The 26,269-nt window shown below is 72.4% G+C and carries 23 protein-coding genes; 11 read left to right on the forward strand and 12 right to left on the reverse strand.

Translation table 11 applies throughout. From position 1 onward, the window contains the following. Positions 1–95 precede the first annotated feature (95 nt). Positions 96–335, forward strand: a complete 240-nt coding sequence (locus E6U81_RS14845) for a hypothetical protein (protein WP_136230551.1) — start codon at positions 96–98, stop codon at positions 333–335. An 80-nt stretch (positions 336–415) separates the two neighbouring features. Beyond that, positions 416–1,855, forward strand: coding sequence for a hypothetical protein (locus E6U81_RS14850; protein ID WP_136230552.1), 1,440 nt, complete (start codon positions 416–418; stop codon positions 1,853–1,855). 87 nt (positions 1,856–1,942) lie between these two features. Here the strand turns inward: E6U81_RS14850 and erpA are convergent, their stop codons facing one another. Then, a complete protein-coding gene (gene erpA / locus E6U81_RS14855; RefSeq protein WP_030010511.1) occupies positions 1,943–2,299 on the reverse strand; it encodes an iron-sulfur cluster insertion protein ErpA in 357 nt (118 codons plus the stop codon). A gap of 292 nt (positions 2,300–2,591) precedes the next feature. Here erpA and nadA point away from each other — a divergent pair, with 292 nt between their 5' ends. Continuing rightward, on the forward strand, positions 2,592–3,779 hold the full coding sequence (nadA, locus tag E6U81_RS14860; protein ID WP_136230553.1) for a quinolinate synthase NadA: 1,188 nt from the start codon (positions 2,592–2,594) through the stop codon (positions 3,777–3,779). 106 nt (positions 3,780–3,885) lie between these two features. Here the strand turns inward: nadA and E6U81_RS14865 are convergent, their stop codons facing one another. The 3 genes from E6U81_RS14865 to cobS all read right to left on the reverse strand — a co-directional run bounded on the left by E6U81_RS14865 (position 3,886) and on the right by cobS (position 8,735). Then, a complete protein-coding gene (locus tag E6U81_RS14865) occupies positions 3,886–7,011 on the reverse strand; it encodes an efflux RND transporter permease subunit (protein ID WP_136230554.1) in 3,126 nt (1,041 codons plus the stop codon). 148 nt (positions 7,012–7,159) lie between these two features. After that, on the reverse strand, positions 7,160–7,888 hold the full coding sequence (locus E6U81_RS14870) for a response regulator transcription factor (protein WP_240803808.1): 729 nt from the start codon (positions 7,886–7,888) through the stop codon (positions 7,160–7,162). A 25-nt stretch (positions 7,889–7,913) separates the two neighbouring features. Then, the gene (cobS, locus tag E6U81_RS14875; protein ID WP_136230555.1) at positions 7,914–8,735 is read right to left on the reverse strand and encodes an adenosylcobinamide-GDP ribazoletransferase; all 822 of its coding nucleotides are present in this window, start codon (positions 8,733–8,735) and stop codon (positions 7,914–7,916) included. Positions 8,736–8,805: 70 nt separating this feature from the next. Here cobS and E6U81_RS14880 point away from each other — a divergent pair, with 70 nt between their 5' ends. Beyond that, entirely contained in the window at positions 8,806–9,582 is a 777-nt protein-coding gene (locus tag E6U81_RS14880) for a hypothetical protein (RefSeq protein ID WP_136230556.1), read from the forward strand. 89 nt (positions 9,583–9,671) lie between these two features. On the opposite strand, the gene E6U81_RS14885 is transcribed toward E6U81_RS14880, so the two are convergent. Both E6U81_RS14885 and E6U81_RS14890 read right to left on the reverse strand, forming a co-directional pair. Further along, a complete protein-coding gene (locus E6U81_RS14885) occupies positions 9,672–9,950 on the reverse strand; it encodes a hypothetical protein (protein ID WP_136230557.1) in 279 nt (92 codons plus the stop codon). Between the two features lie 12 nt (positions 9,951–9,962). After that, entirely contained in the window at positions 9,963–10,757 is a 795-nt protein-coding gene (locus E6U81_RS14890; protein ID WP_078658699.1) for a PspA/IM30 family protein, read from the reverse strand. 282 nt (positions 10,758–11,039) lie between these two features. Between E6U81_RS14890 and E6U81_RS14895 the strand changes: the two genes are divergently transcribed. Both E6U81_RS14895 and E6U81_RS14900 read left to right on the forward strand, forming a co-directional pair. Beyond that, positions 11,040–11,639 (forward strand): DUF3043 domain-containing protein, encoded by a 600-nt coding sequence (locus tag E6U81_RS14895; protein WP_136230558.1) that lies wholly within the window; start codon positions 11,040–11,042, stop codon positions 11,637–11,639. 50 nt (positions 11,640–11,689) lie between these two features. Beyond that, complete coding sequence (locus tag E6U81_RS14900; RefSeq protein ID WP_136230559.1) at positions 11,690–12,448, forward strand: class I SAM-dependent methyltransferase; 759 nt, start codon at positions 11,690–11,692, stop codon at positions 12,446–12,448. Between the two features lie 52 nt (positions 12,449–12,500). Here E6U81_RS14900 and E6U81_RS14905 read toward each other — a convergent pair whose 3' ends face one another. Continuing rightward, complete coding sequence (locus E6U81_RS14905) at positions 12,501–12,713, reverse strand: hypothetical protein (protein WP_030849308.1); 213 nt, start codon at positions 12,711–12,713, stop codon at positions 12,501–12,503. Between the two features lie 104 nt (positions 12,714–12,817). Here E6U81_RS14905 and E6U81_RS14910 point away from each other — a divergent pair, with 104 nt between their 5' ends. The 5 genes from E6U81_RS14910 to E6U81_RS14930 all read left to right on the forward strand — a co-directional run bounded on the left by E6U81_RS14910 (position 12,818) and on the right by E6U81_RS14930 (position 19,083). After that, positions 12,818–14,023, forward strand: a complete 1,206-nt coding sequence (locus E6U81_RS14910; RefSeq protein ID WP_136230560.1) for a bifunctional adenosylcobinamide kinase/adenosylcobinamide-phosphate guanylyltransferase — start codon at positions 12,818–12,820, stop codon at positions 14,021–14,023. A 114-nt stretch (positions 14,024–14,137) separates the two neighbouring features. Beyond that, complete coding sequence (gene cobT, locus E6U81_RS14915; RefSeq protein WP_206309935.1) at positions 14,138–15,193, forward strand: nicotinate-nucleotide--dimethylbenzimidazole phosphoribosyltransferase; 1,056 nt, start codon at positions 14,138–14,140, stop codon at positions 15,191–15,193. Positions 15,194–15,276: 83 nt separating this feature from the next. After that, positions 15,277–17,142 (forward strand): phosphatidylglycerol lysyltransferase domain-containing protein, encoded by a 1,866-nt coding sequence (locus E6U81_RS14920; protein ID WP_136230562.1) that lies wholly within the window; start codon positions 15,277–15,279, stop codon positions 17,140–17,142. Positions 17,143–17,198: 56 nt separating this feature from the next. Beyond that, positions 17,199–17,843: a hypothetical protein gene (locus E6U81_RS40480; RefSeq protein ID WP_206309936.1), complete on the forward strand. Its 645-nt coding sequence runs from the start codon at positions 17,199–17,201 to the stop codon at positions 17,841–17,843. A gap of 73 nt (positions 17,844–17,916) precedes the next feature. After that, on the forward strand, positions 17,917–19,083 hold the full coding sequence (locus E6U81_RS14930; protein ID WP_136230619.1) for a sensor histidine kinase: 1,167 nt from the start codon (positions 17,917–17,919) through the stop codon (positions 19,081–19,083). Between the two features lie 112 nt (positions 19,084–19,195). On the opposite strand, the gene E6U81_RS14935 is transcribed toward E6U81_RS14930, so the two are convergent. From E6U81_RS14935 to E6U81_RS14955, 5 genes are all read right to left on the reverse strand, one after another. Further along, on the reverse strand, positions 19,196–20,023 hold the full coding sequence (locus tag E6U81_RS14935; RefSeq protein WP_136230563.1) for an endo alpha-1,4 polygalactosaminidase: 828 nt from the start codon (positions 20,021–20,023) through the stop codon (positions 19,196–19,198). Further along, a complete protein-coding gene (locus tag E6U81_RS14940; protein WP_136230620.1) occupies positions 20,020–20,682 on the reverse strand; it encodes a spherulation-specific family 4 protein in 663 nt (220 codons plus the stop codon). The genes E6U81_RS14935 and E6U81_RS14940 overlap by 4 nt, the downstream gene beginning before the upstream one ends. 65 nt (positions 20,683–20,747) lie before the next feature. After that, positions 20,748–22,304, reverse strand: a complete 1,557-nt coding sequence (locus E6U81_RS14945; protein WP_136230564.1) for a hypothetical protein — start codon at positions 22,302–22,304, stop codon at positions 20,748–20,750. Beyond that, positions 22,301–23,836: a GT4 family glycosyltransferase PelF gene (pelF, locus tag E6U81_RS14950; RefSeq protein ID WP_136230565.1), complete on the reverse strand. Its 1,536-nt coding sequence runs from the start codon at positions 23,834–23,836 to the stop codon at positions 22,301–22,303. The genes E6U81_RS14945 and pelF overlap by 4 nt, the downstream gene beginning before the upstream one ends. A 95-nt stretch (positions 23,837–23,931) precedes the next feature. Continuing rightward, positions 23,932–25,962 (reverse strand): hypothetical protein, encoded by a 2,031-nt coding sequence (locus tag E6U81_RS14955; RefSeq protein WP_136230566.1) that lies wholly within the window; start codon positions 25,960–25,962, stop codon positions 23,932–23,934. Positions 25,963–26,269 lie beyond the last annotated feature (307 nt).

Raw genomic sequence — 26,269 nt, forward strand, 5'->3', positions numbered from 1 at the left:
GGTAAGTGTCCCCGGGCCGAACCCCCGGACGAACCCCAGAAACTACCCCTTAGTAGGTCTTTCTTCGCGAGAGCTCCGGTGCCTACGGTGCCTGCATGACCTATACCGACGGTTACGGCTACTGCGAGTACACCGCTGAGAGGCGCGGAGCGGAAGGCCCGGGACGGCCCGGCTTCGCCCGTCTGCTGGGGGACTGCGCCCGGATGGCCCCGCACTGGGGTGTCGAGGCGGGCCCCCGGCCGGTCCGGGTGGGGCCCTCGCAGATCCACGGGGTCAGGGTGCCGGCGTCCTCGGCCCGGCTGATCGCCTCCACCGCCGCGTACGGGGACCAGTAGGAGGCAGGAGGGGAACCGGTTGCGCCCCTGTTCCGTCACACCCGCATCAGACACTGCGGGACAAGTGAAGGAGCGATGCAGTGACCAGCGAAGAACCCGGCACTTCAAGCGGCACACGACGACGGCCCGCCTGGGTCGTCGGCTCGATCGCGGCCGCCGTCCTGCTCGCGGGCGGCGGTACCGCCTACTGGGCGTCCGCGGCCCAGAGCGACGGCGCGTCCCGTCGTACGGGTGACAGCGCGGCGTCCGCGCCCCGTGACGCGGGAGACCCCTCGGGGCCGGGCATCGCACCGGGGGAACCGGATCCGTCGGGCGGGGGCGTGGTCTACCGGGCCGACGTGAAGCTGCCGGAGGCCCCGGCGACGGCGCCCGCCTACAGCGTGTCCGGGGAGGTCGCGGAGGCCGAGGTGGCCCGGCTCGCGGCGGCCCTGGGCATGACGGGCGCGCCGCGGCTGGAGGGGGACGTCTGGCTGGCCGGGGAGGCCGCCGACGGCTCCGGGCCGCGGCTGACGGTGGCCCGTACGGCCCCGGGCACCTGGAACTTCAACCGCTTCCAGGCGGGCGGCGACGGCGCGGGCAACGGTGCCGGGGACGACTGTGTGCGCGGCAAGGACACCTGCGGCCCCGCCACGCTCCCCCGGGACGGCGGGAGCGCGGACGGGAACGGCAAGCCGGTGTCCGAGGAGGCGGCCAAGGCCGCCGCGGCCCCGGTGCTGAAGGCCCTGGGCCAGGACGGGGCCACGCTGGACGCCCGGCTCACGCAGGGCGCGGTGCGGGTGGTGACGGCGGATCCGGTGGTCGGCGGGCTGCCCACGCAGGGCTGGTCGACCAAGGTGAGCGTCGGCGCGGACGGCTCGGTGGTGGGCGGCAACGGTGAGCTGAAGGCGCCGGTGCGGGCGGCCGAGCAGTCGGTGGTCGGGGCCGTGGAGGCGCTGGCCCGGCTGAACGCGAGGTCGAACGGTTCCGCCGGCGGCGCGCCGGAACCCGGCGGCTGCGCGAGCGCGGTGCCGCTGACGGCGGACACCGCGGCGGGGGCCGCGGAGACGGTGCCGTGCAATCCGGAGCCGCGGCCGATGAAGCCGCCGCGCACCGAGACGGTGAAGGGTGCGGTGCTCGGGCTGGCTCCGGGCACGGTCGACGGGGCGCGGGGGCTGGTCCCGGCCTGGCTGTTCGAGGTGGCGGGCCAGGGCGGCGCGCCGGGTCACACGGTGACCGAGCCGGCGTCCGCGAAGGAGAACACCCCGGGTCCGGGCAGCCGTACCGTGCCCGGGTTCTCGTACAAGGAGGCCGACCGGAAGCTGACGGTGAACTTCTGGGGCAGCCCGTGCAGCACCTACGCCGTGGAGGCGCGGGAGCAGACCGGGTCGGTCATGGTGAAGATCACTGACACGCCGAACAAGCCGGGTCAGGCCTGCATCATGCTGGCCGAGGAGAAGTCCCAGTCGGTGACCTTGAAGGAGCCGCTGGGCGACCGGAAGGTGCTGGACGCCACGACGGGCAAGGAGCTCCCCCGGCAGTAGCGCGGCAGCCGCCCCCCGGGCATGCGCGAGGGCCCGCCCCGGTCGGATGCGACCGGGGCGGGCCCTCGTCGTTCGGGCGGTTCAGGCTTAGCTGAACGAGTCGCCGCAGGCGCAGGAGCCCGTGGCGTTGGGGTTGTCGATCGTGAAGCCCTGCTTCTCGATGGTGTCGACGAAGTCGATGGACGCGCCGTGGAGGTACGGGGAGCTCATGCGGTCCGTGACGACCTTCACACCGTCGAAGTCCTTCACGACGTCGCCGTCGAGGGAACGCTCGTCGAAGAAGAGCTGGTAGCGCAGGCCGGAGCAGCCGCCGGGCTGGACGGCGACGCGGAGCGCCAGGTCATCGCGGCCTTCCTGCTCCAGCAGGGTCCTGACCTTCTCGGCGGCGGCGTCGGACAGGAGGATGCCGTCGCTCACAGTGGTCTTGTCGTCCTGTACGGACATCTGCATTCACTCCCGAAGTGGGCGGCTCCCCGCGGGGTGCGGGGAAACGTCGGACTCTTGCCGTCGGTGGCAACGAGCGGGACCGCGGATTCATTCCGGGACCCGACGCTTGTTTCAGATATTCATGCTCGCACACCGGGCGCGGGCGCGGGCCCGGCGAATCGAGGGCTGATGCGTCACATTGACACTATCGGCATCGTCAAACTGACGTGAAGCGGTTATGATAGATAGCGTCAAGTAGACGAGAAGTCGAAGCGATGATCCTGAAATCCCTCGTCGCAGAACAGAAAGGGTGCGTGTCGTGACCACCGCCCAGCCGTTGGACGTCCAGCCGACGCCCCTTGCCCTGCTGCTGCTCGGCCGTGAGGCCGACCCCAAGAGCGAGCGCGGGGTGGAGTGCCCCGGCGACCTGCCCTCGCCGTCCGACCCGGACCTCGTGGAGCGCGCCCGCGCGGCCAAGGAGAAGCTCGGGGACAAGGTCTTCATCCTCGGCCACCACTACCAGCGTGACGAGGTCATCGAGTTCGCCGACGTCACCGGTGACTCCTTCAAGCTGGCCAAGGACGCGGCCGCCAAGCCGGAGGCCGAGTACATCGTCTTCTGCGGCGTCCACTTCATGGCCGAGTCCGCGGACATCCTGACCTCGGACGACCAGAAGGTGGTCCTGCCGGACCTGGCCGCCGGCTGCTCGATGGCCGACATGGCCACCGCCGAGCAGGTCGCGGAGTGCTGGGACGCGCTGACCGACGCCGGCATCGCCGGTGTGACGGTCCCCGTCTCGTACATGAACTCCTCTGCCGACATCAAGGCCTTCACCGGCAAGCACGGCGGCACGATCTGCACCTCGTCCAACGCGAAGAAGGCCCTGGAGTGGGCGTTCGAGCAGGGCGAGAAGGTGCTCTTCCTCCCGGACCAGCACCTGGGCCGCAACACGGCCGTCCGCGACATGGGCATGTCCCTGGACGACTGCGTGCTCTACAACCCGCACAAGCCGAACGGCGGCCTGACCCCCGAGCAGCTGCGCGACGCCAAGATGATCCTGTGGCGCGGGCACTGCTCGGTCCACGGCCGGTTCTCGGTCGACTCGGTCAACGACGTCCGCGCCCGCATCCCCGGCGTGAACGTCCTGGTCCACCCCGAGTGCAAGCACGAGGTCGTGGCGGCCGCGGACTACGTCGGCTCGACGGAGTACATCATCAAGGCGCTGGAGGCGGCCCCGGCCGGCTCCAAGTGGGCCATCGGCACCGAGCTGAACCTGGTCCGCCGTCTGGCGAATCGATTCGCTGCCGAGGACAAGGAAGTCGTCTTCCTCGACAAGACGGTCTGCTTCTGCTCGACGATGAACCGCATCGACCTCCCGCACCTGGTGTGGACGCTGGAGTCCCTGGCCGAGGGCACCCTCGTCAACCAGATCCAGGTCGACAAGGAGACGGAGAGCTTCGCGAAGCTCGCGCTGGAGCGCATGCTCGCCCTCCCGTAGCCGGTACGGAGCGAACACACGCAGAAGGGGCGCCCCCGGTCGGGGGCGCCCCTTCTGCGTGCTCCGGCCGCCGGACGGCGCGGGCCCCTGGGGCCCGCGCCACCGGTCAGACCTTGGCCGGGGTCTCCTCCGGCCGGTCCTGCGGCGGGACCGCCGTCAGGCGGGCCGTCTTCTTCGCGCGGCGGCGCTCCTTGCGGAGCTCGACCATCGTGTAGAGGGTCGGCACCAGGAGCAGCGTCAGCAGGGTCGAGCTGACCAGGCCGCCGATCACGACGACCGCGAGCGGCTGCGAGATGAAGCCGCCCTCGCCGGTGACGCCGAGCGCCATCGGGAGCAGCGCGAAGATCGTCGCCAGGGCCGTCATGAGGATCGGGCGCAGACGGTGCCGGCCGCCCTCGACGACCGCCTCGACGACGCCGAGGCCCTGGGCGCGGTACTGGTTGACCAGGTCGATCAGGACGATCGCGTTGGTCACGACGATGCCGATGAGCATCAGCATGCCGATCATCGCCGGGACGCCCATGGGGGTGCCGGTGACGAGGAGCAGGCCGAGCGCGCCGGTTGCCGCGAACGGGATGGACACCAGCAGGATCAGCGGCTGGACGAGCGAGCGGAAGGTCGCCACCAGCAGCATGAACACGATGGCGATGGCCGCGAGCATGGCGAGGCCGAGGGAGCCGAACGCCTCGTCCTGGTCCTCGGAGACGCCGCCGATGGAGGCCGTGGCACCGTCGGGCAGGTCCAGGGCCTTGAGCTTCGTCTGCAGCTCGGTGCTGACCGCGCCCGTGTTGTCGCCCTGCGGGCGCGCGGTGATGGTCGCGGCGCGGGCGCCGTCGATCCGGGTCATCGCGACCGGGCCGGGGACCTCCTTGACCTCGGCGATGTCGCCGAGCCTGACCGGGCCGACCGGCAGCGCCTGCAGTTCGGCCAGGGTGGTGGCCGGCTGCGCGGACCTGATGACGATGTCCCGCTCGGTGTCGTCCAGTACGGCCTTGCCGGCCGGGTTGCCGCGGACGGCCTGGGCGACGATCGCGCCGAGCGCGGCCTGGTTCAGGCCCGCGTCCGCCGCCTTGGGCGTGGCGGTCACCGAGATCCGGGGCACGGACTGGGACAGGTCGCTCTGCACGTCGGTGACGTTGTCCAGCTTGGCCACCTCGGCGCGGACCTGCTCGGCGGCCTTGGCGAGGACCTCGCCGTCGCCGGCCTTGACGACCACGCTGAGGTTCTGGCTGCCGAAGGCGTCGCCGGCCGCGATGCGGGTCTCGCCGATGCCGTCGAGGGCGGCCAGCTGGTCCTCGATCCGCTTCTTCACGGCCTCGGCGTCACCGGCGTTCTTCAGGGTGACCTGGTAGGAGGCCTGGTTGGAGCCGGTGCCGCCGCCGAAGGCCGCGAGGAAGCCGGAGGAGCCGACGGTGACCTGGTAGCTCTTGACGCCGTCGACCGAGCCCAGCACCTTCTCGACCTTGCGGCTCGCCTCGTCGGAGGCGGCCAGCGAGGTGCCCGGGGCCAGCTCCTGCTTGACCGTCAGGAGGTCCTGCTCGCCCTGGTCGAAGAAGTTGGTCTTCAGCAGGGGGGTCATGCCGAAGGTGCCGAGGAGGACGACCACCGCGATGGCCACACTGGTCAGGCGGCGCCGGGTGGCGAAGCCCAGGACCCGTACGTAGAAGCGCTGGAGGCGGCTGCGCGCCTCCTTCTCCTCGGCTTCGCGCCGGGCCTGCGCCGCGCTCTCGGCGTCCCCGCGCGTGACGCCCTTGGGTGCGCTGAGGAACCAGTACGAGAGCACCGGAACGACCGTCAGCGAGACGAGCAGCGACGCCAGCAGGGCCGCGGTGACGGTGAGCGAGAAGGAGCCGAAGAGCTCGCCGATCATGCCGCCGACGAGGCCGATGGGCAGGAACACGGCGACGGTGGTGAGCGTGGAGGAGGTGACCGCGCCGGCGACCTCCTTGACCGCGGTGATGATCGCGGCCTCGCGCTCCTCGCCGTAGCCGAGGTGGCGCTTGATGTTCTCCAGGACCACGATCGAGTCGTCGACGACCCGGCCGATGGCGATGGTCAGCGCGCCGAGGGTCAGCATGTTGAGCGACAGGTCGCGGGTCCACAGCACGATGAGCGCGAGGACCACGGACAGCGGGATGGAGACCGCCGTGACCAGCGTCGAGCGCAGCGACGCCAGGAAGACCAGGATCACGATCACCGCGAAGAGCAGGCCGAGCATGCCCTCGGTGGTGAGGCTGGAGATGGACTTGGCGACGGCCGGTCCCTGGTCGCTGACGACGGTCAGCTCGGCGCCGGCGCCGAGCGTGGAACGCAGCTCGGGCAGCTTGTCCTTGACGGCGTCGGAGATGGCGACGGCGCTGCCGTCCTTGTCCATGGTCAGGACGAGGGCGAGGCTGGGCTTGCCGTTGGTGCGGGTGATGGAGACGGCCTTGGCCGGCTCCTGCTTGACGACGGCGACGTCGCCGAGGCGGACCGCGGGCCTGCCCGGGCCGGGGCTCAGCCGCAGGTCCTCGACCTGGGCGAGGGAGGTGAAGCCGTTGCCCACGCGGACGGTGCGGTTCTTGCCCGCCTCGTCGAAGGAGCCGGCGGGGAGGGCGGCGCCGCCCGCCTGGAGGCCCTGGGCGAGGGCGGAGCCGTCGAGGCCGGCGGCGGCGAGCTTGGCCTCGTCGGGGGTGACGGTGACCTGGAGGTCCTGGACGCCGTCGACGCTGACCTGGCCGACGCCCTCGATGTCCGAGAGGACGGGCACGACGGACTTCTCCAGCTGGTCGGCGAGGGCCTGCTGGTCCTTGTCGGAGGTGACGGCGAGGATCACGGTCGGGATGTCGTCGGTGGAACCGGCCACCACCTGCGGGTCCACGTCGGCGGGCAGCCGGACGCGGGCCCGGTTGACGGCCTGCTGGACGTCGGCGACGAGCTGCTTGGTGCCGCTGTCGCCGTAGTCGAAGGTGGCCATGATGAGGGCGTTGCCCTCGCTGGCGGTGGAGGTGATGCCGGTGATGCCGTCGACGCCCTTGAGCATGGCTTCGATCGGTTCGACGACCTGCTTCTCCACCACGTCGGGCGAGGCGCCCTGGTACGGCGCGAGCACGGACACCATCGGGAGTTCGATGGAGGGCAGCAGCTGCTGCTTGAGCTGCGGAATGGCTATGGCGCCGAAGAGGAGCGCGACGATCGACACGAGGCCGACCAACGCCCTTTGGGCAAGGCTGAAGCGGGACAGCCAGGACATGGGTATGGGATCTCTCTGCAGTGACGAACGCGAGGGCACTCCCACCCTGTCCCATGGAGCGGGCCGGTTTCGTCGCTCGCAGGTGCCGTCCTTATGTGCGGCATACCGCGTCCGTAGTACATGGCACTACTCCACCGCTACTCCGGCGCTACTCCACGCGGGGCCGGACGAGTCCCGATTCGTAGGCAATGACGACCAATTGGGCCCTGTCGCGGGCGCCGAGCTTGGCCATGGCCCGGTTCACGTGCGTCTTGACGGTGAGGGGACTGACCTCCAGCCGTCCGGCGATGCCGTCGTTGGACAGGCCCGCGGCGACGTGTACGAGTACCTCGCGCTCCCGGACGGTCAGCGCGGCGAGCCGCTCCGCGTGGATCCCGGCCGAGGTGCCGGCGGCGGCCGGGTCGGCGCCGCCGCCCTGGGCGAGGAAGGTGGCGATGAGGCCCTTGGTGGCGGCCGGGGAGAGCAGTGCCTCACCGGCGGCGGCGACGCGGATGGCGTTGAGCAGTTCATCGGGCTCGGCGCCCTTGCCGAGGAAGCCTGAGGCGCCCGCGCGCAGCGCGGAGACCACGTACTCGTCCACCTCGAAGGTCGTCAGCATCACCACGCGCACGGCGGCGAGTTCCGGGTCGGCGCTGATCATGCGGGTGGCGGCGAGCCCGTCGGTGCCGGGCATCCGGATGTCCATCAGCACGACGTCGGGGCGTTCCCGCCGGGCGAGTTCGAAGGCCTGCGCCCCGTCGGAGGCCTCCCCCACGACCTCCATGTCGGGCTCGGAGTCGACGAGCACCTTGAAGGCGCTGCGCAGCAGGGCCTGGTCGTCGGCGAGCAGCACCCTGATCGGTGCGGCGGAGGGCAGGTCCGTCGGAGTGTGATCCACGGGGGTGAGCGTACGCGGGGAGGTCTCAGCCGAGGGCGAGGACGATGAGCGCGGTGGTCGCCGCCACCTCGGCCAGGGCCCCGAACACGTCGCCGGTGACCCCGTCGAAGCGGCGCACGCAGCGGCGGAGCAGCAGCTCCGCGGCGAGCAGGGCGGCCAGGACCGCCGCCGCGGACCGGGCCGCGGCGGGCAGGCCGATCGGGAGGGCGGCCGCGGCGGCCGCGGCGGTGACGAGGACCGCGAGGCCGGCGGCGGCCGGGCGCGGGACGACCCCGGCGACCGCGGCGCCGAGCCCCCCGGGCCGGGCGGGCGGGACGCCTTCGCGGGAGGCGAGGGTCATGGCGAGGCGGGCCGCGACGGCGGCGATGACGGCGGCGAGGGCGCCGCGGACCCAGCTCTCGGCGTACAGCTCGAACAGGGCGGCCGTCTGCACGAGGAGGACGACGACCAGCGCGATCACGCCGAAGGGTCCGATGTCGGACTGCTTCATGATGCGCAGTGCCTCGTCGGCCGGCTTGGCGCTGCCGAGTCCGTCCGCCGTGTCGGCCAGGCCGTCCAGGTGCAGCCCCCGGGTCAGCGCGGCCGGTACGGCGGCGGTGACGGCCGCCGCGAGCAGCGGTCCGGCTCCGAGCAGCAGCAGGAGCACTCCGGGAACGGCCGCGAGCGCGCCGACGACCAGTCCGGCGAGCGGGGCGCAGGCCATTCCGGTGCGGGCCGCGGGGCGGTCCCAGCGGGTGATGCGGGCGGGCAGCACGGTGAGGGTGCCGAAGGCGAAGCGGACGCCGTCGCGCAGCGAGGCGCGTTCCGGGGGCGGCGTACGGGGCGGACCGTCGAACGAATCTGTCATCGGCGCGAACGCTACCCGCTCGGAGCGGACGGTAAATTACCCATTACGTTCCAAATAGGGAGTCAGTGGTATGGGTCACTGGTGGTATCGGAACATCATGGAGCCAGGAAAGCTGCCCATGCTGCTCGCCCTGGTGTCCTTCGTGACGTCGTTCCTGGTCACCCGCGTGATCACCCGCATGATCCGGGCCGGCCGCGGCCCCTTCAAGAACGTCACCCCGGGCGGCCTGCACATCCACCACGTGGTGCCGGGCGTGATCCTCGTGATCATCGGCGGGTTCGGTGCGATCGGCAGCGCCCGCAACAGCTTCGGCGCGGCCCTCTCGGCCGTGATCTTCGGGCTGGGTGCGGGGCTGGTCCTGGACGAGTTCGCGCTGATCCTGCACCTGGACGACGTCTACTGGAGCGAGCAGGGCCGCAAGAGCGTGGAGATCGTGGTCGTGACGGCCGCGGTGGTGGCCCTGGTCCTGGGCGGGTTCGTGCCCTTCGGGGTGAACGACCTGACCCCCGAGGAGCGCCAGAGCCGCGGGCTGGTCGTCATGAACGCGGCCGGGAACTTCTGCCTCGCGCTGATCGCCCTGTGGAAGGGCAAGGCGCGGACCGCGCTGTTCGGCGTCGTCATCCCCTTCGTGGCGCTGGTCGGCGCGATCCGGCTGGCCCGGCCCGGTTCCCCGTACGCGAAGCGGTTCTACGTGAACCGGCCGCGCGCCCGGGCCAGGGCCGGACTGCGGGCCTTCCACCACGACCGGCGCTGGACGCGGCGGCGGCGCAGGTTCGAGGACTTCATCGGCGGTGCCCCGGACCCGCGGCCGGTGCCCCTGGAGAAGCCGCCGGCACCGCCGGACTGAGCGGTGCAGGGCCGGGACACGCGAAGCGACACGACGACGGGCCCTCCCCCGGCAGGGGAGGGCCCGTCGTCGTGTCGGTGCGTCCGGTCTCAGCCCGGGATCAGGCCGTCGTCGCGGAGCATGTCCCTGACCTCGTCGAGGCCCGCGTCGGGCCCCGGCAGGATCAGCTCGGAAGGTTCCAGGGCGTCGTCCGGAAGCGGCGCGCCCAGCCGCCGGACGGCTTCGAGCAATGCCCCCAGGGTGCGCCGGAAGCCCTCCTCGTCGCCGCCCTCCATCTCCGCGAGCAGCTCGTCGTCCAGCTTGTTGAGCTCGGCGAAGTGGCTGTCGGCCACGTCCAGCTGGCCTTCCCCCATGATGCGGACGATCATGACGGCCCCGTCCTACTGCTTGTCGAACCGGTGCTGGGTCTGCGGCTGCTGGGCGTTGCCCTGGGCGCCGCCCTCGATCGCCTGCTGCTGCGCGGACGGGCCGCCGGCCAGCTCCGCCTTCATCCGCTGGAGCTCCAGCTCGACGTCCGTGCCGCCCGAGAGGCGGTCCAGCTCGGCCTGGATGTCGTCCTTGGAGCCGAGGCCGCTCTGGTCGTCGAGCGCGCCGGAGGCCAGCAGCTCGTCGATCGCGCCGGCCCGGGCCTGCAGCTGGGCGGTCTTGTCCTCGGCGCGCTGGATGGCCAGGCCGACGTCGCTCATCTCCTCGGAGATGCCGGAGAAGGACTCCGCGATCCGGGTCTGTGCCTGGGCCGCGGTGTAGGTGGCCTTGATGGTCTCCTTCTTCGTGCGGAAGGCGTCCACCTTCGCCTGGAGCCGCTGCGCGGCCAGCGTCAGCTTCTCCTCCTCGCCCTGGAGGGTCTGGTGCTGCACCTCCAGGTCGCTGACCTGCTGCTGGAGCGAGGCGCGGCGGGACAGGGCCTCACGGGCCAGGTCCTCCCGGCCCAGGGCGAGGGCCTTGCGGCCCTGGTCCTCCAGCTTCGCGGACTGCCCCTGCAGCTGGTTCAGCTGCAGTTCGAGGCGCTTGCGGGACGTCGCCACGTCGGCGACGCCGCGGCGTACCTTCTGCAGCAGTTCAAGCTGCTTCTGGTACGAGTAGTCGAGGGTTTCGCGCGGGTCCTCGGCCCGGTCAAGGGCCTTGTTCGCCTTCGCGCGGAAGATCATCCCCATACGCTTCATGACACCGCTCATGGGCTTCGCGCGCCCCCTTCTAGACGGACTGTGCTCCAGGTCACCGACAGAACCCACAGTACGGGCCCTGTCTCCATTACCGCACTGTTCGAGGACGGATGCGCTCCTCCTCCAGGACGACTACGCCTCCGCCGTATCAGGCGAGAGGAGTAGGTGGGTCCCCGACCGTACGGACGGCGGGCCCCGCTGCTCGGACCGTGCACAGGGAAGGACGCCCGCCGTTGCCGGATCGTTCCCCACCGGGGTGGGGCGGGTGCCCGCAACCACGTAGGCTTGGGTTTTGTGTTTGGTAGCCGCTCCTCCAAGGAAGAGAAGGCCGCCGCCACCGACAAGGTGAGCGCCGACCTCTCGCAGCCCCGTGACCCGCAGGCCCCGAAGGGCCGCCCTACGCCGAAGCGCGCCGTGGCACAGTCGCAGCGCAAGGCCGTGGTGGCCTCGACCGGCAATCGCAAGGAGGACGCGAAGCGAGCCCGTGAGCGCCGCCGCGCCGAGATGGCCAAGCAGCGCGAGGCGCTGGCCAGCGGCGACGAGCGTTACCTGCCCACGCGCGACAAGGGCCCCGTCCGCCGGTTCGTCCGCGACTTCGTGGACTCCCGCTTCTCGGTCGCCGAGATGTTCCTGCCGCTGGCCGTGGTCATCCTCGTGCTCAGCATGGTGCGGCAGCCCACGATCCAGAACATCGCGCTGCTGCTGTGGCTCGGTGTGATCGCGCTGATCATCCTGGACTCCATCGGTCTGGTGTTCCGCCTGCGCAAGGCGCTCAATGAGCGCTTCCCGAACGAGCCGCGCCGCGGCGCGGTCGCGTACGGCCTCATGCGCACCCTGCAGATGCGTCGGCTGCGCCTGCCGAAGCCGCAGGTCAAGCGCGGGGAACGGCCCTGACCGGAGGGACGCCCGGCGCGTCGGGGGACGGTTTCGCCGAGGGGGCACGCCTGTGGCTCGAGGGCCTGGGCGGACTGCGCAACGCGGTCCGTCAGGAGCTCGTGGGCCGACAGGTCGACGAACAGATCGCGCAGCGCTTCCCCGTGGGGCAGCGCTTGCGCGTTCTCGACGTCGGCATGGGACAGGGCACCCAGGCGCTGCGCCTCGCCCGCGCCGGGCACAAGGTGACGGGCCTGGAGCAGGATCCGGGCATGCTGGCCGTCGCACGCGAGGCACTGGCCGTGGAGCCCGCCGGGATCCGCGACCGGGTCGAGCTGCTGGAGGGGGACGGGCGCGAGACCGGCGCCCATTTCCTTCCGGGCAGCTTCGACGTGGTGCTGTGCCACGGGGTGCTGATGTACGTGCCCGAGCCGGACGCCATGCTCGCCGGGCTGGCCCGGATGCTGGCTCCGGGCGGACTGCTGTCCCTGCTGGTGCGCAACGGCGACGCGCTCGCCATGCGGCACGGGCTGGACGGTGACTGGAAGGGCGCCCTGGCCGCCTTCGACAGCACCGACTACACGAACCGGCTGGGCCTGGACGTACGCGCCGACCGGCTGGCCGGGCTCACCGCGACCCTGTCGGGGATCGGTGCGCCGCTGCAGGCCTGGTACGGCGTACGCGTCTTCACGGACGGCACCGAGGCCGGCGAGGTGCTGCCGCCCGACGAGGAGCTGGAGCGGCTGCTGGCCGCCGAGGACCGGGCCGGCCGCACCGACCCCTACCGGGGTGTCGCCGCACTGCTGCACCTCTGCGGCGTCCGGGGCTGACTCCGGCCGTACGGCCCGCCGCGGATGCGGCGGGCCGTACGACTCGGAGGGGTCAGGCCTCCAGCGCGGAGCGCAGGCTCATCGTGTAGAGCTCCGTGCCGCTGTCGTCGGACAGCTTCACCTGTTCGGTACCGCCTTCCAGCAGGTCCTTCCAGTACTCCCCGATCCAGGACTCCGCGTCGCCCTGCGTGGTGAACTCCTCGGGTACCACCGACGGGCTCGTCTCGGTGCCCTCGGCCGTCTCGAACCGCCACGTCCACGCCATGTCCGCCTCCGTTGCTCGTCCGCTGCTCACACGCTTCTCGCCTTGAGTCTGCCCGCAGAGTAACCGGGCGCGCAGCAGTCTCCGCGACGCGGGAGGATCATCCTGTGGAACTCACTCTGCTCGGCACCGGTACCCCCGAGGGGCTGCCCCGCCCCGGCTGCCCCTGCGCGGCCTGCGCCGTCTGCGTCGGGCCGCGCTCCCGCGCCGCCACGGCGGTCCTCGTCGACGGGGCGCTGCTGCTCGACCTGACCCCCGGTGCGGTGCTGGCCGGCGCCCGGGCCGGGCATTCGCTGGCCGGGGTGCGGCAGGTCCTGCTCACCCACCCGCACGACGGGCCCGCGGTGGAGCTGCCGCCGGGGCTGCCGACCGCCGGGCGGGTCCCGGACGGGCAGGAGCTCTCGGTGATCTCCGGGCACCGGGTGCGGGCGGTGCCGATGGACGCGCCGGGCACGGGGTACGAGGTGACCGGCCCGGACGGCGGCCGGCTGCTGTACCTGCCGCCGGGCGGGGCGCCGGCCGGGACCGCCGGGCGGGCCGGGCAGCGCGCGTACGACATGGTGCTCGCCGACGTGCTGGGCCGCCCCGAGGCGCTGGCCCGGCTGCGGGCGAACGGGGCCGTCGGCCCGGCCACGGACGTGATCGCCGTCCACCTCGACCACGACGTGCCGCCGGGCCGGGAGCTGGAGCGCCGACTGGCGGCCGCGGGGGCGCGGGCGGTACCGGACGGGACCACCGTGCTCGTCGGCGACTACCGCGCGGTGCCGGACCTGCCGCGCCGCACGCTGGTGCTGGGCGGGGCCCGCTCGGGCAAGTCGGTCGAGGCGGAGCGGCGGCTGGAGTCCTTCCCCGAGGTGGTCTACGTCGCCACCGGGGGCACCCGGAACGGGGACGCGGAATGGGCGCAGCGGGTCGGCCTGCACCGGGAGCGCCGGCCGGCGAGCTGGCGGACGGTGGAGACGTGCGAGCTGGTCGCGCTGCTCGCCGAGGAAGGGCCTCCGCTGCTGATCGACTGCCTGGCGCTGTGGCTGACCGACGCCATGGACCGGGCCGGGGCCTGGGACGACGAGGTCTGGGCCGAGCACGGGCGCCAGGAGCTGGGCGAGCGGACCGCCGCTCTGGTGGCGGCCGTCCGCGCGACCCGCCGCCAGGTGGTGCTGGTGAGCAACGAGGTCGGTTCGGGCGTCGTTCCGGCCACCGCCTCGGGCCGTCGCTTCCGTGACGAGCTGGGCCGGCTGAACGCCCGGGTGGCGGGCGAGTGCGAGCACGTCCTGCTGGTCGTCGCGGGGCAGGCGACCGTACTGAAGGAGTAGACCCCGCCGGGGTGTTCGGCCTCCCTGGGCGACCCGGGAGGGGCCGGCGCCGGCCGGGCCCGCCAAGGCCTGAGGGAGGGCTTCACCGGCTGTACTCTCTGGCAGATGAGCACGCTGAATCTCGACGACTTCTCCGATCTGATCGAGCGCCCCGACGGGGGCGTCCGGCGTGATGCCGAGGAACGCCGTGAGCGCCTCGCCGTACCGCCCGGCGCGCTGGGGCGGCTCGACGAACTCGCCGAGTGGCTCGCCGCCGCGCAGGGGCAGGTTCCGGTCAAGGCCATCGAGCGGCCCCGCGTGGTGCTGTTCGCCGCCGACCACGGGATCGCCGCGCAGGGGGTGTCCGCCCGGGCCGCGTCCACCGGCCACGAGCTGGTGCGGGACGTGCTCGACGGGTCCAGCCCCGTGGCCGTCCTGGCCCGCCGGTTCGGCGCCACGATACGGATCGTCGACGCCGGTCTCGACTGCGATCCCGGGCTGCTCCCCGAGGACGTGGTGGCGCACCGCGTCCGGCGCGGCAGCGGCCGGATCGACGTCGAGGACGCGCTGACGGTCGAGGAGGCGCAGGCCGCGCTGCGGCTCGGCATGCGCATCGCCGACGAGGAGGCCGACTCGGGGACCGACCTGGTGGTCCTCGGCGACCTCAGCGTCGGCGGGACGACCGTCGCCGCGACCCTCGTCGCCGCCCTGTGCGGAACGGACTCCTCGGTGGTCACGGGGCGTGGCGGCCGGCCCATCGACGACCTGGCCTGGATGCGCAAGTGCGCGGCGATCCGCGACGCGCTGCGCCGGGCCCGCCCGGTCCTGGGCGACCAGGTCGCGCTGCTGGCGGCGGTCGGCGGTGCGGACGTCGCCGCCATCACCGGATTCCTGCTCCAGTGCGCGGTGCGCCGTACGCCCGTCATCCTCGACGGTGTTGTTTCGGCCGCGTGCGGACTGGTGGCCCAGAGGGCCGCATTCCGGGCTCCTGACTGGTGGCTGGCGGGTCAGGCGAGCGGCGAGCCGGGGCAGGCGAAGGCACTTGACCGAATGGCGCTCAACCCCGTGCTCGATCACGGCGTCACAGTAGGTGGAGGAACCGGGGCCTTGCTGGCCCTCCCCCTCGTCCAGGCGGCCGCCGCACTCGCGGCGGAGCTTCCTGAGCGCGCGGCGGAGGAGCCGACGGAATGAGCCGCCGGGGTCCGCGGTCCTGACCAGGCCGCGGCCCCCGGCCGCACCATCACGGACAGCGACGCCCCATATGATCGCTTTTTATGGGAGAGGTCCGTTTGACCAGCGCAGAGACCGACCGCACCGCCGTACCGGCGACCGGTCCGTCATCCGGCAGGAAAGAGACCGGCGGGGACCCCGGCGGCAAGGCGGCGGGGGGCGGCCGGGAGACCGGTCGGGGGAGCGCCCGCTCACAGCGCGGAGCCGCTTTCGCGGTCTGGTACCTGCGCGTCGTCACCTTCATCAACTTCCTCAGCGCGGTGTGGGTCTCGCTCGGGCAGGACCTGCGGCGCCACAACGTCGAGGACTTCTACACCCCCTACATGCTCACCGCGGGCTTCGCCTCCGGTCTGTTCACGCTGCTGCTGGCCGTCACCCTCGGCCGCCGCAAGCGCGCCTCCTGGATCCTGAACCTCGTCCTGAGCGGCCTCCTCGCCCTGCTCCTCGCCTACGCGCTCTTCGCGTACGAGGAGATCCGCGAACACCCGCAGAACTGGGTCTCGCTGGCCCTGACCGCGCTCTTCACCGGCGCGCTGCTGCTGGGCCGCCGCGAGTTCTACGCCAAGGGCGACCGCTCCAACCCGGCGTTCGCCGCCGCCGTCGCCGCCGTCGGCCTGCTCGTCACCTCGCTCGTCGCGGCCCTGCTCGTGGGCGCCGCCAACACCTCCCCGGACAGCGCCGGCGTCTCCTTCCCGGAGCGCTGGAAGTACGGCGTGATGCGGCTGATCACCCTGGCCCCCGACGACCGGGCCTCCGCGGCGATCACCCCGCCCGGCTGGGTGGACGTGTTCATCAACGTCATGTCCATGCTGCTGCTGCTCGCCGTGCTGTTCGCCGCGTTCCGTTCGCGCCGCGCCGTCGACCCGATCAGCGAGGAGGACGAGGAGCGGCTGCGGGCGCTGCTGGCCCGGCAGGGCGACCGCGACTCGCTCGGCTACTTCGCGCTGCGCCGCGAGAAGTCCGTGATCTGGTCCCCCACCGGCAAGGCCGCCGTGACCTACCGCGTCGTCGGCGGGGTCTCGCTCGCCTCCGGCGACCCGATCGGCGACCCGGAGGCCTGGCCCGGCGCCATCGACCCGTGGCTGGCCGAGGCCCGCGAGCACGGCTGGGTGCCGGCCGTGATGGGGGCGAGCGAGGAGGCCGGGCAGATCTACGCCCGGCACGGCCTGGACGCGCTGGAGCTCGGCGACGAGGCGATCGTGGAGACCGCCGAGTTCACCCTGGAGGGCCGTGCCATGCGCACCGTCCGGCAGGCCTACAACCGCGTCAAGCGGGCCGGGTACACGGTCCGCATCCGCCGCCACGCCGACATCCCGGCCGAGGAGATGGCCGAACTCGTGCGCCGCGCCGACGCCTGGCGCGACGGAGCCACCGAACGCGGCTTCTCCATGGCGCTGGGCCGGCTGGGCGACCCCGCCGACGGCCAGTGCGTGATGCTGGAGTGCACCGACGGCAACGGCGATCTGCGGGCCGTGCTGTCCTTCGTGCCGTGGGGCCCCAAGGGCCTGTCGCTGGACCTGATGCGCCGTGACCGGGACTCCGAGAACGGCCTGATGGAGTTCATGGTCATCGAACTCCTCGAACGCTCCAAGGAGATCGGGGTCACCCAGGTCTCGTTGAACTTCGCGATGTTCCGGTCGGTCTTCGAGCGCGGGTCCCGGCTCGGAGCGGGTCCGGTGCTGCGGATGTGGCGCTCACTGCTGAGCTTCTTCTCCCGCTGGTGGCAGATCGAGTCCCTCTACCGGGCCAACGCCAAATACCGGCCTATCTGGGAACCGCGGTTCATGCTCTTCGAGAAGAGTTCGGACCTGCTGCGGATCGGTGTCGCGGCCGGACGGGCCGAGGGCTTCCTGGAGGCCCCCGGCCTTCCGAAGTGGCTGCACCGCAGACACCTGGAGACCCGCCGTTGACAGCGCGGAACAGCAGCACGCCACTGCGGCGGTTCGCCCGCCGCGAGTGGGGCCCCATGTTCTGGACCGTCCGGGACGCCCTCGTCCGCGACAAGTGGCGGGCGATCCCGATGACCCTGGGGGCGGTCTGCCTGACCTCGGTCTTCCAGATCGTGCAGAACACCTCGTGGGGCTTCCAGCCGGTGCAGGGCCTCGGGTCGGTCAAGGCCGTCGACCCGTTCTGGCTGGCCCTGCTGCGCACTCCCCTGTCGCTGTTCGTCCCGGCCCTCGACCTGCCGGTGTGGGGGGCGCTCGCACAGATGCTGCTGGTGTTCGGCATCGCGGAGATCTGCATCGGCTGGTGGCGCACGCTGGTGATCGGCTACGTCGCCACCCTCGCCGGGACCACGTACGCGCGGATCGGCGTCGCACTCGGCCCGGAGCACCCCTTCGGCCTGCCGGTGTCCGACCGCATCGTCAACGACACCGGGCCGTCGGCGGCCGTGGTCGGCCTCGCCATCTACCTCTGCTGGCGCTACCGGGCCTACCTGACCGGCGCCCTGGTGATCCTCGCGATGATCGGGGAGGTGCTGATCAAGAACAATCTCGCGGGCAAGGAGCACCTGGCGGCCATTGCCGCCGTCATGGCCGTCTGCGTGGTCCGGGCCCAGTGGGGCCCGGTGCGCTCCCGCGTCCCGGTGGGCCAGGGCCCTCCGCCCTGAGCGGCCTCGCGGCAGGCCGTACCGTATCGGGGTGACGACAGACCTCGGGCGGTTCGCCCCCACCCGGCAGTGGATGCGGGCCCATCCGCTGGCCACCGATGCCGTGCTGGCGTTCGGCGCGCTCGTCGCCATGGTCGTCGGCTCCTTCGCCGATCCGCACGGACCGCACGGGCCCACCTTCGGGACGCGCACCCCCGAGCCGTTCTCCCTGCTGCTGATGCTGCTCGGCTCGGCCGCGCTCGTGTTCCGGCGCCGGCAGCCGATCGCCGTGCTCGCGGTGACCTGCGGGCTCTCGCTGCTGGAGCTGACCACCGGGGAGCCGCGGGCGCCCGTCGCCATGTGCACGGTGATCGCCCTGTACACGGTGGCGGCCCTCACCGACCGGCCGACGACCTGGCGGATCGGGCTGCTCACGATGGCGGGCCTGACCGGTGTGGCGATGCTCGCCGGGCCGCTGCCCTGGTACGCGCAGGAGAACCTCGGGATCTTCGCCTGGACGGGCATGGCCGCGGCCGCCGGGGACGCCGTGCGCAGCCGGCGGGCCTTCGTCGACGCCATCCGGGAGCGGGCCGAACGGGCCGAACGCACCCGCGACGAGGAGGCCCGGCGGCGGGTCGCGGAGGAGCGGCTGCGGATCGCCCGGGACCTCCACGACGTGGTGGCCCACCACATCGCCCTCGTCAACGTGCAGGCCGGGGTGGCCGCGCACGTCATGGACAGGCGCCCGGACCAGGCCAAGGAGGCGCTGGCGCACGTACGGGACGCCAGTCGGTCGGCGCTGAACGAGCTGCGGGCGACCGTCGGCCTGCTGAGGCAGTCCGGTGATCCGGAGGCGCCGACGGAGCCGGCGCCGGGGCTGGGCGTCCTCGACGAGCTGGTGGACACCTTCCGGCACGCCGGGCTGCCGGTGGAGGTGATCGTCCAGCTGGACTGCGGGACGGGGCCGCTGCCGGCCGCGGTGGACCTTGCGGCGTACCGGGTCATCCAGGAGGCGCTGACCAACGTGCGCAAGCACGCGGGGCCGGGCGCGCGGGCCGAGGTGAGCGTGGTCCGGGTCGGGCCGTCGGTGGAGGTGACGGTGCTCGACGACGGTGGCACGGAGCCCGTCGACACCGAGCCGGGCGGCGGCCACGGCCTCCTCGGCATGCGGGAGCGGGCCACGGCCCTGGGCGGCTCCTGCTCCACGGGCCCCCGCTTCGGCGGCGGCTACCGCGTCCACGCCGTATTGCCGTGGGCCTGACCGCCGAGTGTCCTGTCCCCGCCCCGGCCGGGCACATCCGGCGAGGCTGGAAATGCCCCGGCGCAGCCGGAGGGTCACGGGGCGGACGGATCCGTCGGGCGAGCCCGCAGGGCTAGGGGCAGGTTTTGCGCCACGCGTCGAGGTCGTAGCGCTTCTGGATCGAGCTGAGTTTCAGCGTCCTCGACCCTCGGCAGAAGCTCGACGTCGACCGTTCGTACTCCGCGTGGAAGACCGCCTTGCCCGCGGCAATGAACGGGGTCAGCCTCTCGCACTCGTCGTACTGCGCGCACTGCTCGTTGACCGCGAAGTCGAAGTCCCCGACGAGCTGGGGGATCTGGTCGAGGTCGTTCTTCAGGCCGACCGACATGCCCCGGTCGTGGGCCAGCTTCGCGATCAGCCGGTTGTAGCGCAGCTGGTCGTCGGCGGTGAGCGGGAAGCCGGTGGTGTTCTTGTAGCCGTCCATGTTGTCCGGCTCGACCGCGTCGAAGCCCTTCTCCCGGCACATGTCGAACCGCTTGGCCATCAGCGGTTCCAGTTCCGCCACGCGCCGGATGTCCAGCCAGCGCTCCCCCTCCCAGCCGTTGCCCTTGCCGAGGAGGTTCTGCGGGAACGCTTCTGCGTCCGGCCGGAAGTCCTCCCACGCCCCGGTGGAGAGGTAGCAGATGGTCTTGCGGCCGGCCTTCTTCAGCGCGGCGACCTGCGCCTTGGTGGTGTCGAACCCGTCGACGTCGTAGACGGGCGCCTTCACCGAGGTGTCGAGCCTGCCGGTGAGCTGCCACTGCCAGTCGGTGCCCGGCGGGGGCTGCCAGCGTTGTCCGGGGGCGAGTTCCGGCCAGTGGTGCGGTTCGTCGTCACCCTCGTCGTCGGGTCCGGCCGTGCACGCGGCGAGCAGCAGCAGGGGCAGGACCAGCAGGAGCCGGAGCGGCCGCAACGCCTTCATCCCGCCGTCTCCAGGGCGTACGGGAGGGTCCCCCACGGGTGCGGGCCGTTTCCCGGGACGGCGCAGTGCACTCCCGCACCGCGTTCCGCGGCCAGTTCCCCGGCGAGCCGGGCGGCGAGTTCGCCGGGCGGGACGCCGTAGACGAGGTGGCAGAACCGCTGGGCGGGGTGGTCGGCCGTCCAGGGCGGCGGCGCGGCCGCGTCCCGGTAGGCGTCCCAGGGGCCCTCGAAGGTGACGAGCAGGTCGGCGAGTTCCGCGTACCCGGGGTGCGGGTGGGCGCCGTGGTTGAGGACGAGGGTGTGGGCGCCCGCACTACGGGCGGCCACGGTGAGCCGCCCGTAGTGCGGGAGGAGCTCGGGGTCGGACGAGGCCTGGTCGAGGAAGGCCCCGTCGGTGGCGTACCAGTCGCGGTGGCGCAGCAGGTCCTGCACCACTGCGGCGTGCGGGCGCCGCCCGTAGTCGGTGTCGACGTATCCGAGTACGGGTACGCCGGCCTCCCGGAGCCGCTCGGCGACGAGGGCGAACCGCTCGTCGCGGGCGGCGCCGGGCCCGTTCTCGGGGTTGAGCACCACCGAGTGGAGCCGGTCCGCGCAGCGGATCAGCCGATCCCAGGCCTCGGGCCGGTCGGCGGGATGCTCGTAGAGGGGCACCAGCAGCATGGGGTCCTTCTTCTCGTCCGTCTCGTCCATCTTGTGCGACTCGTGCGTCTCGTGCGTCTCGTGCGTCATCGGTGGGCGGTCGCGCGGCCGAGGAGCAGGCAGACCAGGGTGGCCAGTGCGGCCGCGGCCGTGCCCGCCACGGCCAGCTGGACGACCCGGGGCTGGCCCAGTCCTGTGAGCAGTGCCAGGCTCTGGGCCACGGCGGCCGAGGCGCAGACCACGGCCGCGGGCCGGACGGCTCCGAAGGACTGCAGGAGCAGCCCGCTCCACATCACCGCCCCGAGGAGCAGCAGGGTGGCGACGCGGACCACGGTGAGTCCGGGGGCTCCGGGCCACAGCAGGGTTCCGGTCATTCCGAGGGCCAGCAGCACCGCCAGGTAGGTGCTCAGGCAGCGGGTCAGGGTGCTGAGCATCCGGGCCCGGAACTGGCGGGGCGAGCGGGCCCCCTGGAGTCCGGAGAGGGTGCCGCTGCGGAAGCGGTGCAGCAGCCACTCGGCGGGGCCCATGCTGAGGGTGAGGGCCACCGCCGACGGGGCGGCGACGGCCTCGGCGGGGCCTCCGGCGAGCACCTCGCCCAGGGCGGCGTAGAGCACGAGCAGGCCGGTGCCCAGGCCGAAGACGCCGAAGGGCACCGAGTCGCCGAGCCGGGGCCCGCGAGGTGTGTACTCCTCCTCGGCCCCGCGCAGCATCTGCCAGCGCACGGGGCCCACCCGGGCGGGCCGGCGGACCGCCCGGCCCCGGATCCGGTGCGCGGCGGCCCGTAGCCCGTCGGCCAGCGGGAGTTCCCGTGCGGCCAGGGTGCAGGCGGCCAGGAGGGACACCACGAGGAGGGCCACCCGGACCGGCACGGGCAGGTCGACGAAGAGCACGGCCGCGGCGCCGGCGGCCATCGGGGCGAGGGCCGCGAGGAGCACCCGCTCCCGGCCGAGGACCAGCAGGCAGGTGGCCGCCCCGACGTACAGGGCCTGGCCGGCGGCGAAGGCGTAGGAGAACGGCGGCCCGCCGGGCACGGCCAGCGCCGCGGCGGTGCCCAGCAGGGATCCGACGGGGGCGCCGACGAGCAGGGTCCGCCCGGCGGCGGCCCGGTCGCCGAGGCCGAGCCAGGAGTAGGCGCGGTGGGACAGGGCCTGGTCCCAGACCCAGCCGATGAGCGCACCGGCGAGCAGGGTCAGCGTCCCCGCGGGCAGGCCGAGGCGGTCCGGCGGGCCTTCGAGGAGGGGCGCCCCCAGGAGGTAGGCGAGGCCCGGCAGGGCGAAGATGACCCCGCGCAGCAGGCAGGCGGTGAGGGAGACCTTCCAGGGGTCGGGGGCGGGCCCCGTCTCCGGGAAGGAGCGGGGCACGCGGGCGTAGAGCTCCTCGGCGAGGGCGAAGGAGTCGTGGCGGCCGTAGGTGAGCCGGATGTACTCGTCCGTCATGCCGTCGGATTCGAGGACGGCGGCGATCTCGTCGGGGTGGACGGCGGAGGCGATGAACACGTCGAGGCGTTCGGCCAGTTCGTCCATCGGGTCGGCGGCGGGCCCCGGGTCCCCGGGGCGCGGCCGGGGGATCGCCGGGAGCGTGCCGGAGCCCGAGCCCGGGCCGGAGCCCGGGCCGGGGGGCTTGAGCCAGAGGGATCCGCTCACCACAGGCTCCCGTCGGCCGCGAGTTCCCGGTACCAGGGGTCGGCGAGCCGCTGGGTCCAGGCGTCGCCCGCGTGGACGGGCAGGACGGGCTGGCCGGCGAGTTCCCGGTAGATGTGCCGGAAGCCGTCGACGGACTGGTGGAGGGTGAACTTCTCCACGACCCGCCTGCGGGACATGCGGCCGAGTTCGGCGCGGCGTTCGTCGTCGCGGAGCAGGGCGAGGGTGGCGCGGGCCATGGTCTCGGGCTCGCGCGGCGGGACGACCAGGCCCGTGTCGCCGACGGCCTCGCGGACCCCGCCGACGTCGGTGGAGACGGTGGTGCGGCCGCAGGACATGGCTTCGATGATGCTGAAGGGGAAGCCCTCGCTGATGGAGGAGAGCATCACGACGGAGCCGGCCGCGTAGGCCTGGGCCACCTGCTCGATGCGGCCCTCGTAGGTGATCCCGTCGGTCACGCCGAGCTCGGCGGCGAGCTTCTCCAGGCGCAGCCTGTACTCCTCGCAGCCCGCCGGGACGGGGCCGAAGAGGCGCAGCCGCAGGGCGGGCATTTCCTCACGCATGAAGGCGTAGGCCCGGATCAGGGTTTCGAGGTCCTTGATCGGGTCGATGCGGCCGCACCAGCTGAGGGTGGGCACGTCCGGTTCGGGGCCGGCCTCGGGGAAGGCGTGCGGGTCGACGCCGTTGTAGACGGTGCGGATCCGCTCGGAATCGGCGCCTCCGCGCTCCTCCCAGCGGCGGTTGTACTGGTTGCAGGGGGTGATCAGGTCGGCTTGGCGGTAGCCCTCGGTGTTGAGCTCGCGGTAGAAGCCGAGCATGAGCGCCTTGACGGGCCAGCGCTGCTCGGCGGTGCGGTAGCCGAGGTAGCGCTCGCGCAGGTAGATGCCGTGCTCGGTGAGGAGGAAGGGCACCCCGTCGAGGTGTTTGGCGGCGAGGGCGGGAAGGGTGGCGAGGCCGCTGCTGACGGCGTGGGCGACGCTGTCGGGCGGGATGCGGACGGAGAGCGGCCGCAGCGCGTGTTCCAGCAGGTCGGTCGCGGTGAGCGCGTCGTGGATGGTGGGCGCCGCTTCGGCGGTGGAGAGCCCGGGCCGGGTCCAGACGTTCATCAGGAGGCGCAGAACCGATTCGGAGCGCAGGGCCGGGGCGAGTTTCCCGGCCCGGGCCAGGACGGCCAGTTCGCGCAGGGCCTCGGAGAAGGTGCGGTCGGCGGGGTCGGCCGCCGGGTCGAGCAGGGAGAGCAGGAGGCTCTCGTAGACCTGGGTGAAGCGGCGGTGGGCCCTGCCGCGCAGGGTGGACCGGCGGCCGCGAAGGGCCTTCGACGGGGGTGGACCCCAGAGCGGGACGGCTGTGTGCCGGTAGACGTTGCGGGGCAGTTCCCAGGTGACCGGCTCGCGTCCGGAGCCGGTCAGGGCTATGACGTTGAAGTCGACCTCCGGCATGCCGCGGACCAGTTGGTCGCACCAGGTGCTGACGCCCCCGTGGACGTGTGGATAGGTGCCTTCGGTGAGCATGGTGACGTGACGCCCATGACTCATGCGGTGTGTCCCCCCAGGACGGAAAAGGGGCCGGCGCCCGTTGGGTTCGCGGAGCGCCGGCGCTGGGTGCTACTCGGGTGGTGTTGTGCGGACGGTCAGCTGGGCAGCTTGAGCGTGACGGCGCTCTGCAGCAGCTCGGGGCCGGTCCAGGCGGAGCGGTTGCCGGCGTAGGCGGTGCCGAAGTCCGACGTGCCGAGCAGCATCTGCTTCTTGGTGCCGTTGGGGGCGGTGACCGGGGCGACGATCCCCGAGGGCGCCTTGATGGTGACGTCCTTGCCGATGCGGTAGGCGGTGACCTTGCCGTCCGCGATCGCCTTGTCCCAGGCCGCGCGGCGCTGGAGCTCGACACCGGTGTCCTTCATGGACTGGTTGACGATCGGCGCGCTGGGAGCGTAGAGGGCGCGGTAGGTGTCGAGGACCTGGTTGAGCACCGGGTAGAGGGTCCGGTCCTCGGCGAGGTTGGACTGGTGGACGTAGTGCGGCCGCGGGTCGTTGGCCAGGACGTGCCGCAGGGCGGTACGGGCTTCGGCCGGGACGATGTAGTTCAGGTAGCCGGTGTTGACGTCGAGCGGGGCCGGTAGGCAGGTGGACGTGGCCGGGTTGTCCTCGCAGACGCCGCTTCCGCCGTGGGCCCGGCTTGTGTAGATCCAGTTGTACTCGTCGGCCATCTCGGCGTTGGTGCCCGTGTTGTAGTACACGTTCATCGGGTGCCGGGGGACGGTGAGGGCGGAGCCGACCGCTCGCTGGGCGGGCTCGCGGGAGTTGTCGCTGCCGGCCCACTTGACCCCGTTGTCGGCGAGGGCGCCGGCCAGGTTGGGGTTGTCCACGGGCTGCTGCGGAGCGGTCTTGAGGCCGGAGTGCTCGCCGGTGACGAGTTCGGTGCGGTCGAGGGTGATGCCCTTGGAGGCGGCCCAGTTGTTGTTGTCCCGGATCTGGGCGGAGATCTCGGCGCGGCTCATGTACTGGATCGCGCCCTGGGCGTTCTTCGTACAGGTCCACGGGGTGACGGCGGTGTTCTGGACGCAGCCGAGGAACGGGTGCGTGTAGGTGTGGTTCATCCAGCGGTACTTGGCGCGGTCGGCGACGAGCTGGGCGGTCAGCGCGTCGACGCCGCCGTTCTCGGCCTTCCACTCCTCGCCGGCGCCGCCGTTGAAGAGCATGTCCAGCTTGAAGTTCTTCGAGGTCTGCCACTGCGCCGCGTACACGGCGTCGGCGGCGCTCATCCGGATGGTGCTCTCCATGCCCTCGCCGCCCGCGCAGGCGTAGTCGCCCGGCGTGCAGTTCAGCTCCTTGTTCCAGCGGGCGTCGGGGGCGAAGACGTCGTCGACGTGGACCGCGAAGTAGTTGCGGCTCTGGCCGAGGTGCACCCCTTGCGTCAGCCAGTCGACGATGCCGCGGGCGAGCAGCCGGAACTGCTGCTGGTACTGGTTGTAGCCGAAGGTGACGACCAGTTCGCTGCGTCCGTCGTGCGTGTACTCGCCGACCAGGGAGGCCCGGCCGGAGCCGACGGGCGCGTCGACGTAGCTGGTGTAGCCGGGGCGCGGCTTGCCCATGTACCCGTAGCTCTCGGGGACGAGGGCGGAGTTGTCCTCGAAGGTGACCTGCCCGCCGAGGTAGGCGAAGGGTCCGGCCTTGCCGGCGGTGGTGACGGCGGCCTGGGTGCCGTCGAGCTGCCCGCTGAAGCCGCCGTTGTCGGTGTACTCCAGCCCGACGCCCGGGTGGGCCCAGGTGTAGGCGTCGACCTGGCGGATCCCGTACGCCGTCTCGTACGCGGCGAGCGCGGCCATCTCGGCGGAGCCCTCGCCGAAGGGGTTCTCGTTGGGCAGGACCACGCCCTGGTACTTGGCGCGCGGCCGGCCGTCGACGGTGTCACTGAGGAACGCCGCGTTGATGACCGGGCGGCCCGCGCTGCCCAGCTGGACCCGGGTGTAGGGCACTCCGGTGTCCCGGAGTTCCGCGGTGATCGCCTCGACCGAGCTGCCGCCGTCGTCGACGACGAGCACCTTGAGGTCGATCCGCGGTGGTGTCACGGCCGCCTGGGCGGTCGCGGCGGGTACTGCAACGGACACCAGGGCAGCCGCAGCCATGACGGCGGCCAGCCTGTTCATCCGGTTCTTGTTGACCATTTCGGCCTTTCCCCCCGCAGGCATCCCTCGGAACGGCCCTTGGCGGTCGGCCGGGCCGGGGAGGCTCTGTGGAAATCATGCAAAGGAACCCCGCGTCCCCTTGCGAGAGTGGACCGAGTCTTTCGGACCTCGTCAGGTCTACGAGGCAAACCTGGAGCAGAGTCCACGGATGGGTGAACCTGATGGCTTCTTGATCGAACAACTTGCCAAACCTTCGAGTGACGTACGGGCGAGTCCGTGCGCGTAGGCTCCTTTCAGGCGGCCGTCGGGCCCCGAATACGATCGCTACGGATGGCCGTCCACCCAC

Source organism: Streptomyces sp. A0592, assembly GCF_004795115.1.
Classification (GTDB): domain Bacteria; phylum Actinomycetota; class Actinomycetes; order Streptomycetales; family Streptomycetaceae; genus Streptomyces; species Streptomyces erythrochromogenes.

Excerpts from the sequence above, each read along its gene's own strand:
- E6U81_RS14845 (WP_136230551.1), top strand. The coding sequence starts at position 96 with ATGACCTATACCGACGGTTACGGCTACTGCGAGTACACCGCTGAGAGG.
- erpA (WP_030010511.1), bottom strand. The coding sequence starts at position 2,299 with ATGTCCGTACAGGACGACAAGACCACTGTGAGCGACGGCATCCTCCTG.
- E6U81_RS14865 (WP_136230554.1), bottom strand. The coding sequence starts at position 7,011 with ATGTCCTGGCTGTCCCGCTTCAGCCTTGCCCAAAGGGCGTTGGTCGGC.
- cobS (WP_136230555.1), bottom strand. The coding sequence starts at position 8,735 with ATGACAGATTCGTTCGACGGTCCGCCCCGTACGCCGCCCCCGGAACGC.
- E6U81_RS14880 (WP_136230556.1), top strand. The coding sequence starts at position 8,806 with ATGGGTCACTGGTGGTATCGGAACATCATGGAGCCAGGAAAGCTGCCC.
- E6U81_RS14885 (WP_136230557.1), bottom strand. The coding sequence starts at position 9,950 with ATGATCGTCCGCATCATGGGGGAAGGCCAGCTGGACGTGGCCGACAGC.
- E6U81_RS14890 (WP_078658699.1), bottom strand. The coding sequence starts at position 10,757 with ATGAGCGGTGTCATGAAGCGTATGGGGATGATCTTCCGCGCGAAGGCG.
- E6U81_RS14905 (WP_030849308.1), bottom strand. The coding sequence starts at position 12,713 with ATGGCGTGGACGTGGCGGTTCGAGACGGCCGAGGGCACCGAGACGAGC.
- E6U81_RS14920 (WP_136230562.1), top strand. The coding sequence starts at position 15,277 with ATGGGAGAGGTCCGTTTGACCAGCGCAGAGACCGACCGCACCGCCGTA.
- E6U81_RS40480 (WP_206309936.1), top strand. The coding sequence starts at position 17,199 with ATGTTCTGGACCGTCCGGGACGCCCTCGTCCGCGACAAGTGGCGGGCG.
- E6U81_RS14930 (WP_136230619.1), top strand. The coding sequence starts at position 17,917 with ATGCGGGCCCATCCGCTGGCCACCGATGCCGTGCTGGCGTTCGGCGCG.
- E6U81_RS14935 (WP_136230563.1), bottom strand. The coding sequence starts at position 20,023 with ATGAAGGCGTTGCGGCCGCTCCGGCTCCTGCTGGTCCTGCCCCTGCTG.
- E6U81_RS14940 (WP_136230620.1), bottom strand. The coding sequence starts at position 20,682 with ATGCTGCTGGTGCCCCTCTACGAGCATCCCGCCGACCGGCCCGAGGCC.
- pelF (WP_136230565.1), bottom strand. The coding sequence starts at position 23,836 with ATGAGTCATGGGCGTCACGTCACCATGCTCACCGAAGGCACCTATCCA.
- E6U81_RS14955 (WP_136230566.1), bottom strand. The coding sequence starts at position 25,962 with ATGGTCAACAAGAACCGGATGAACAGGCTGGCCGCCGTCATGGCTGCG.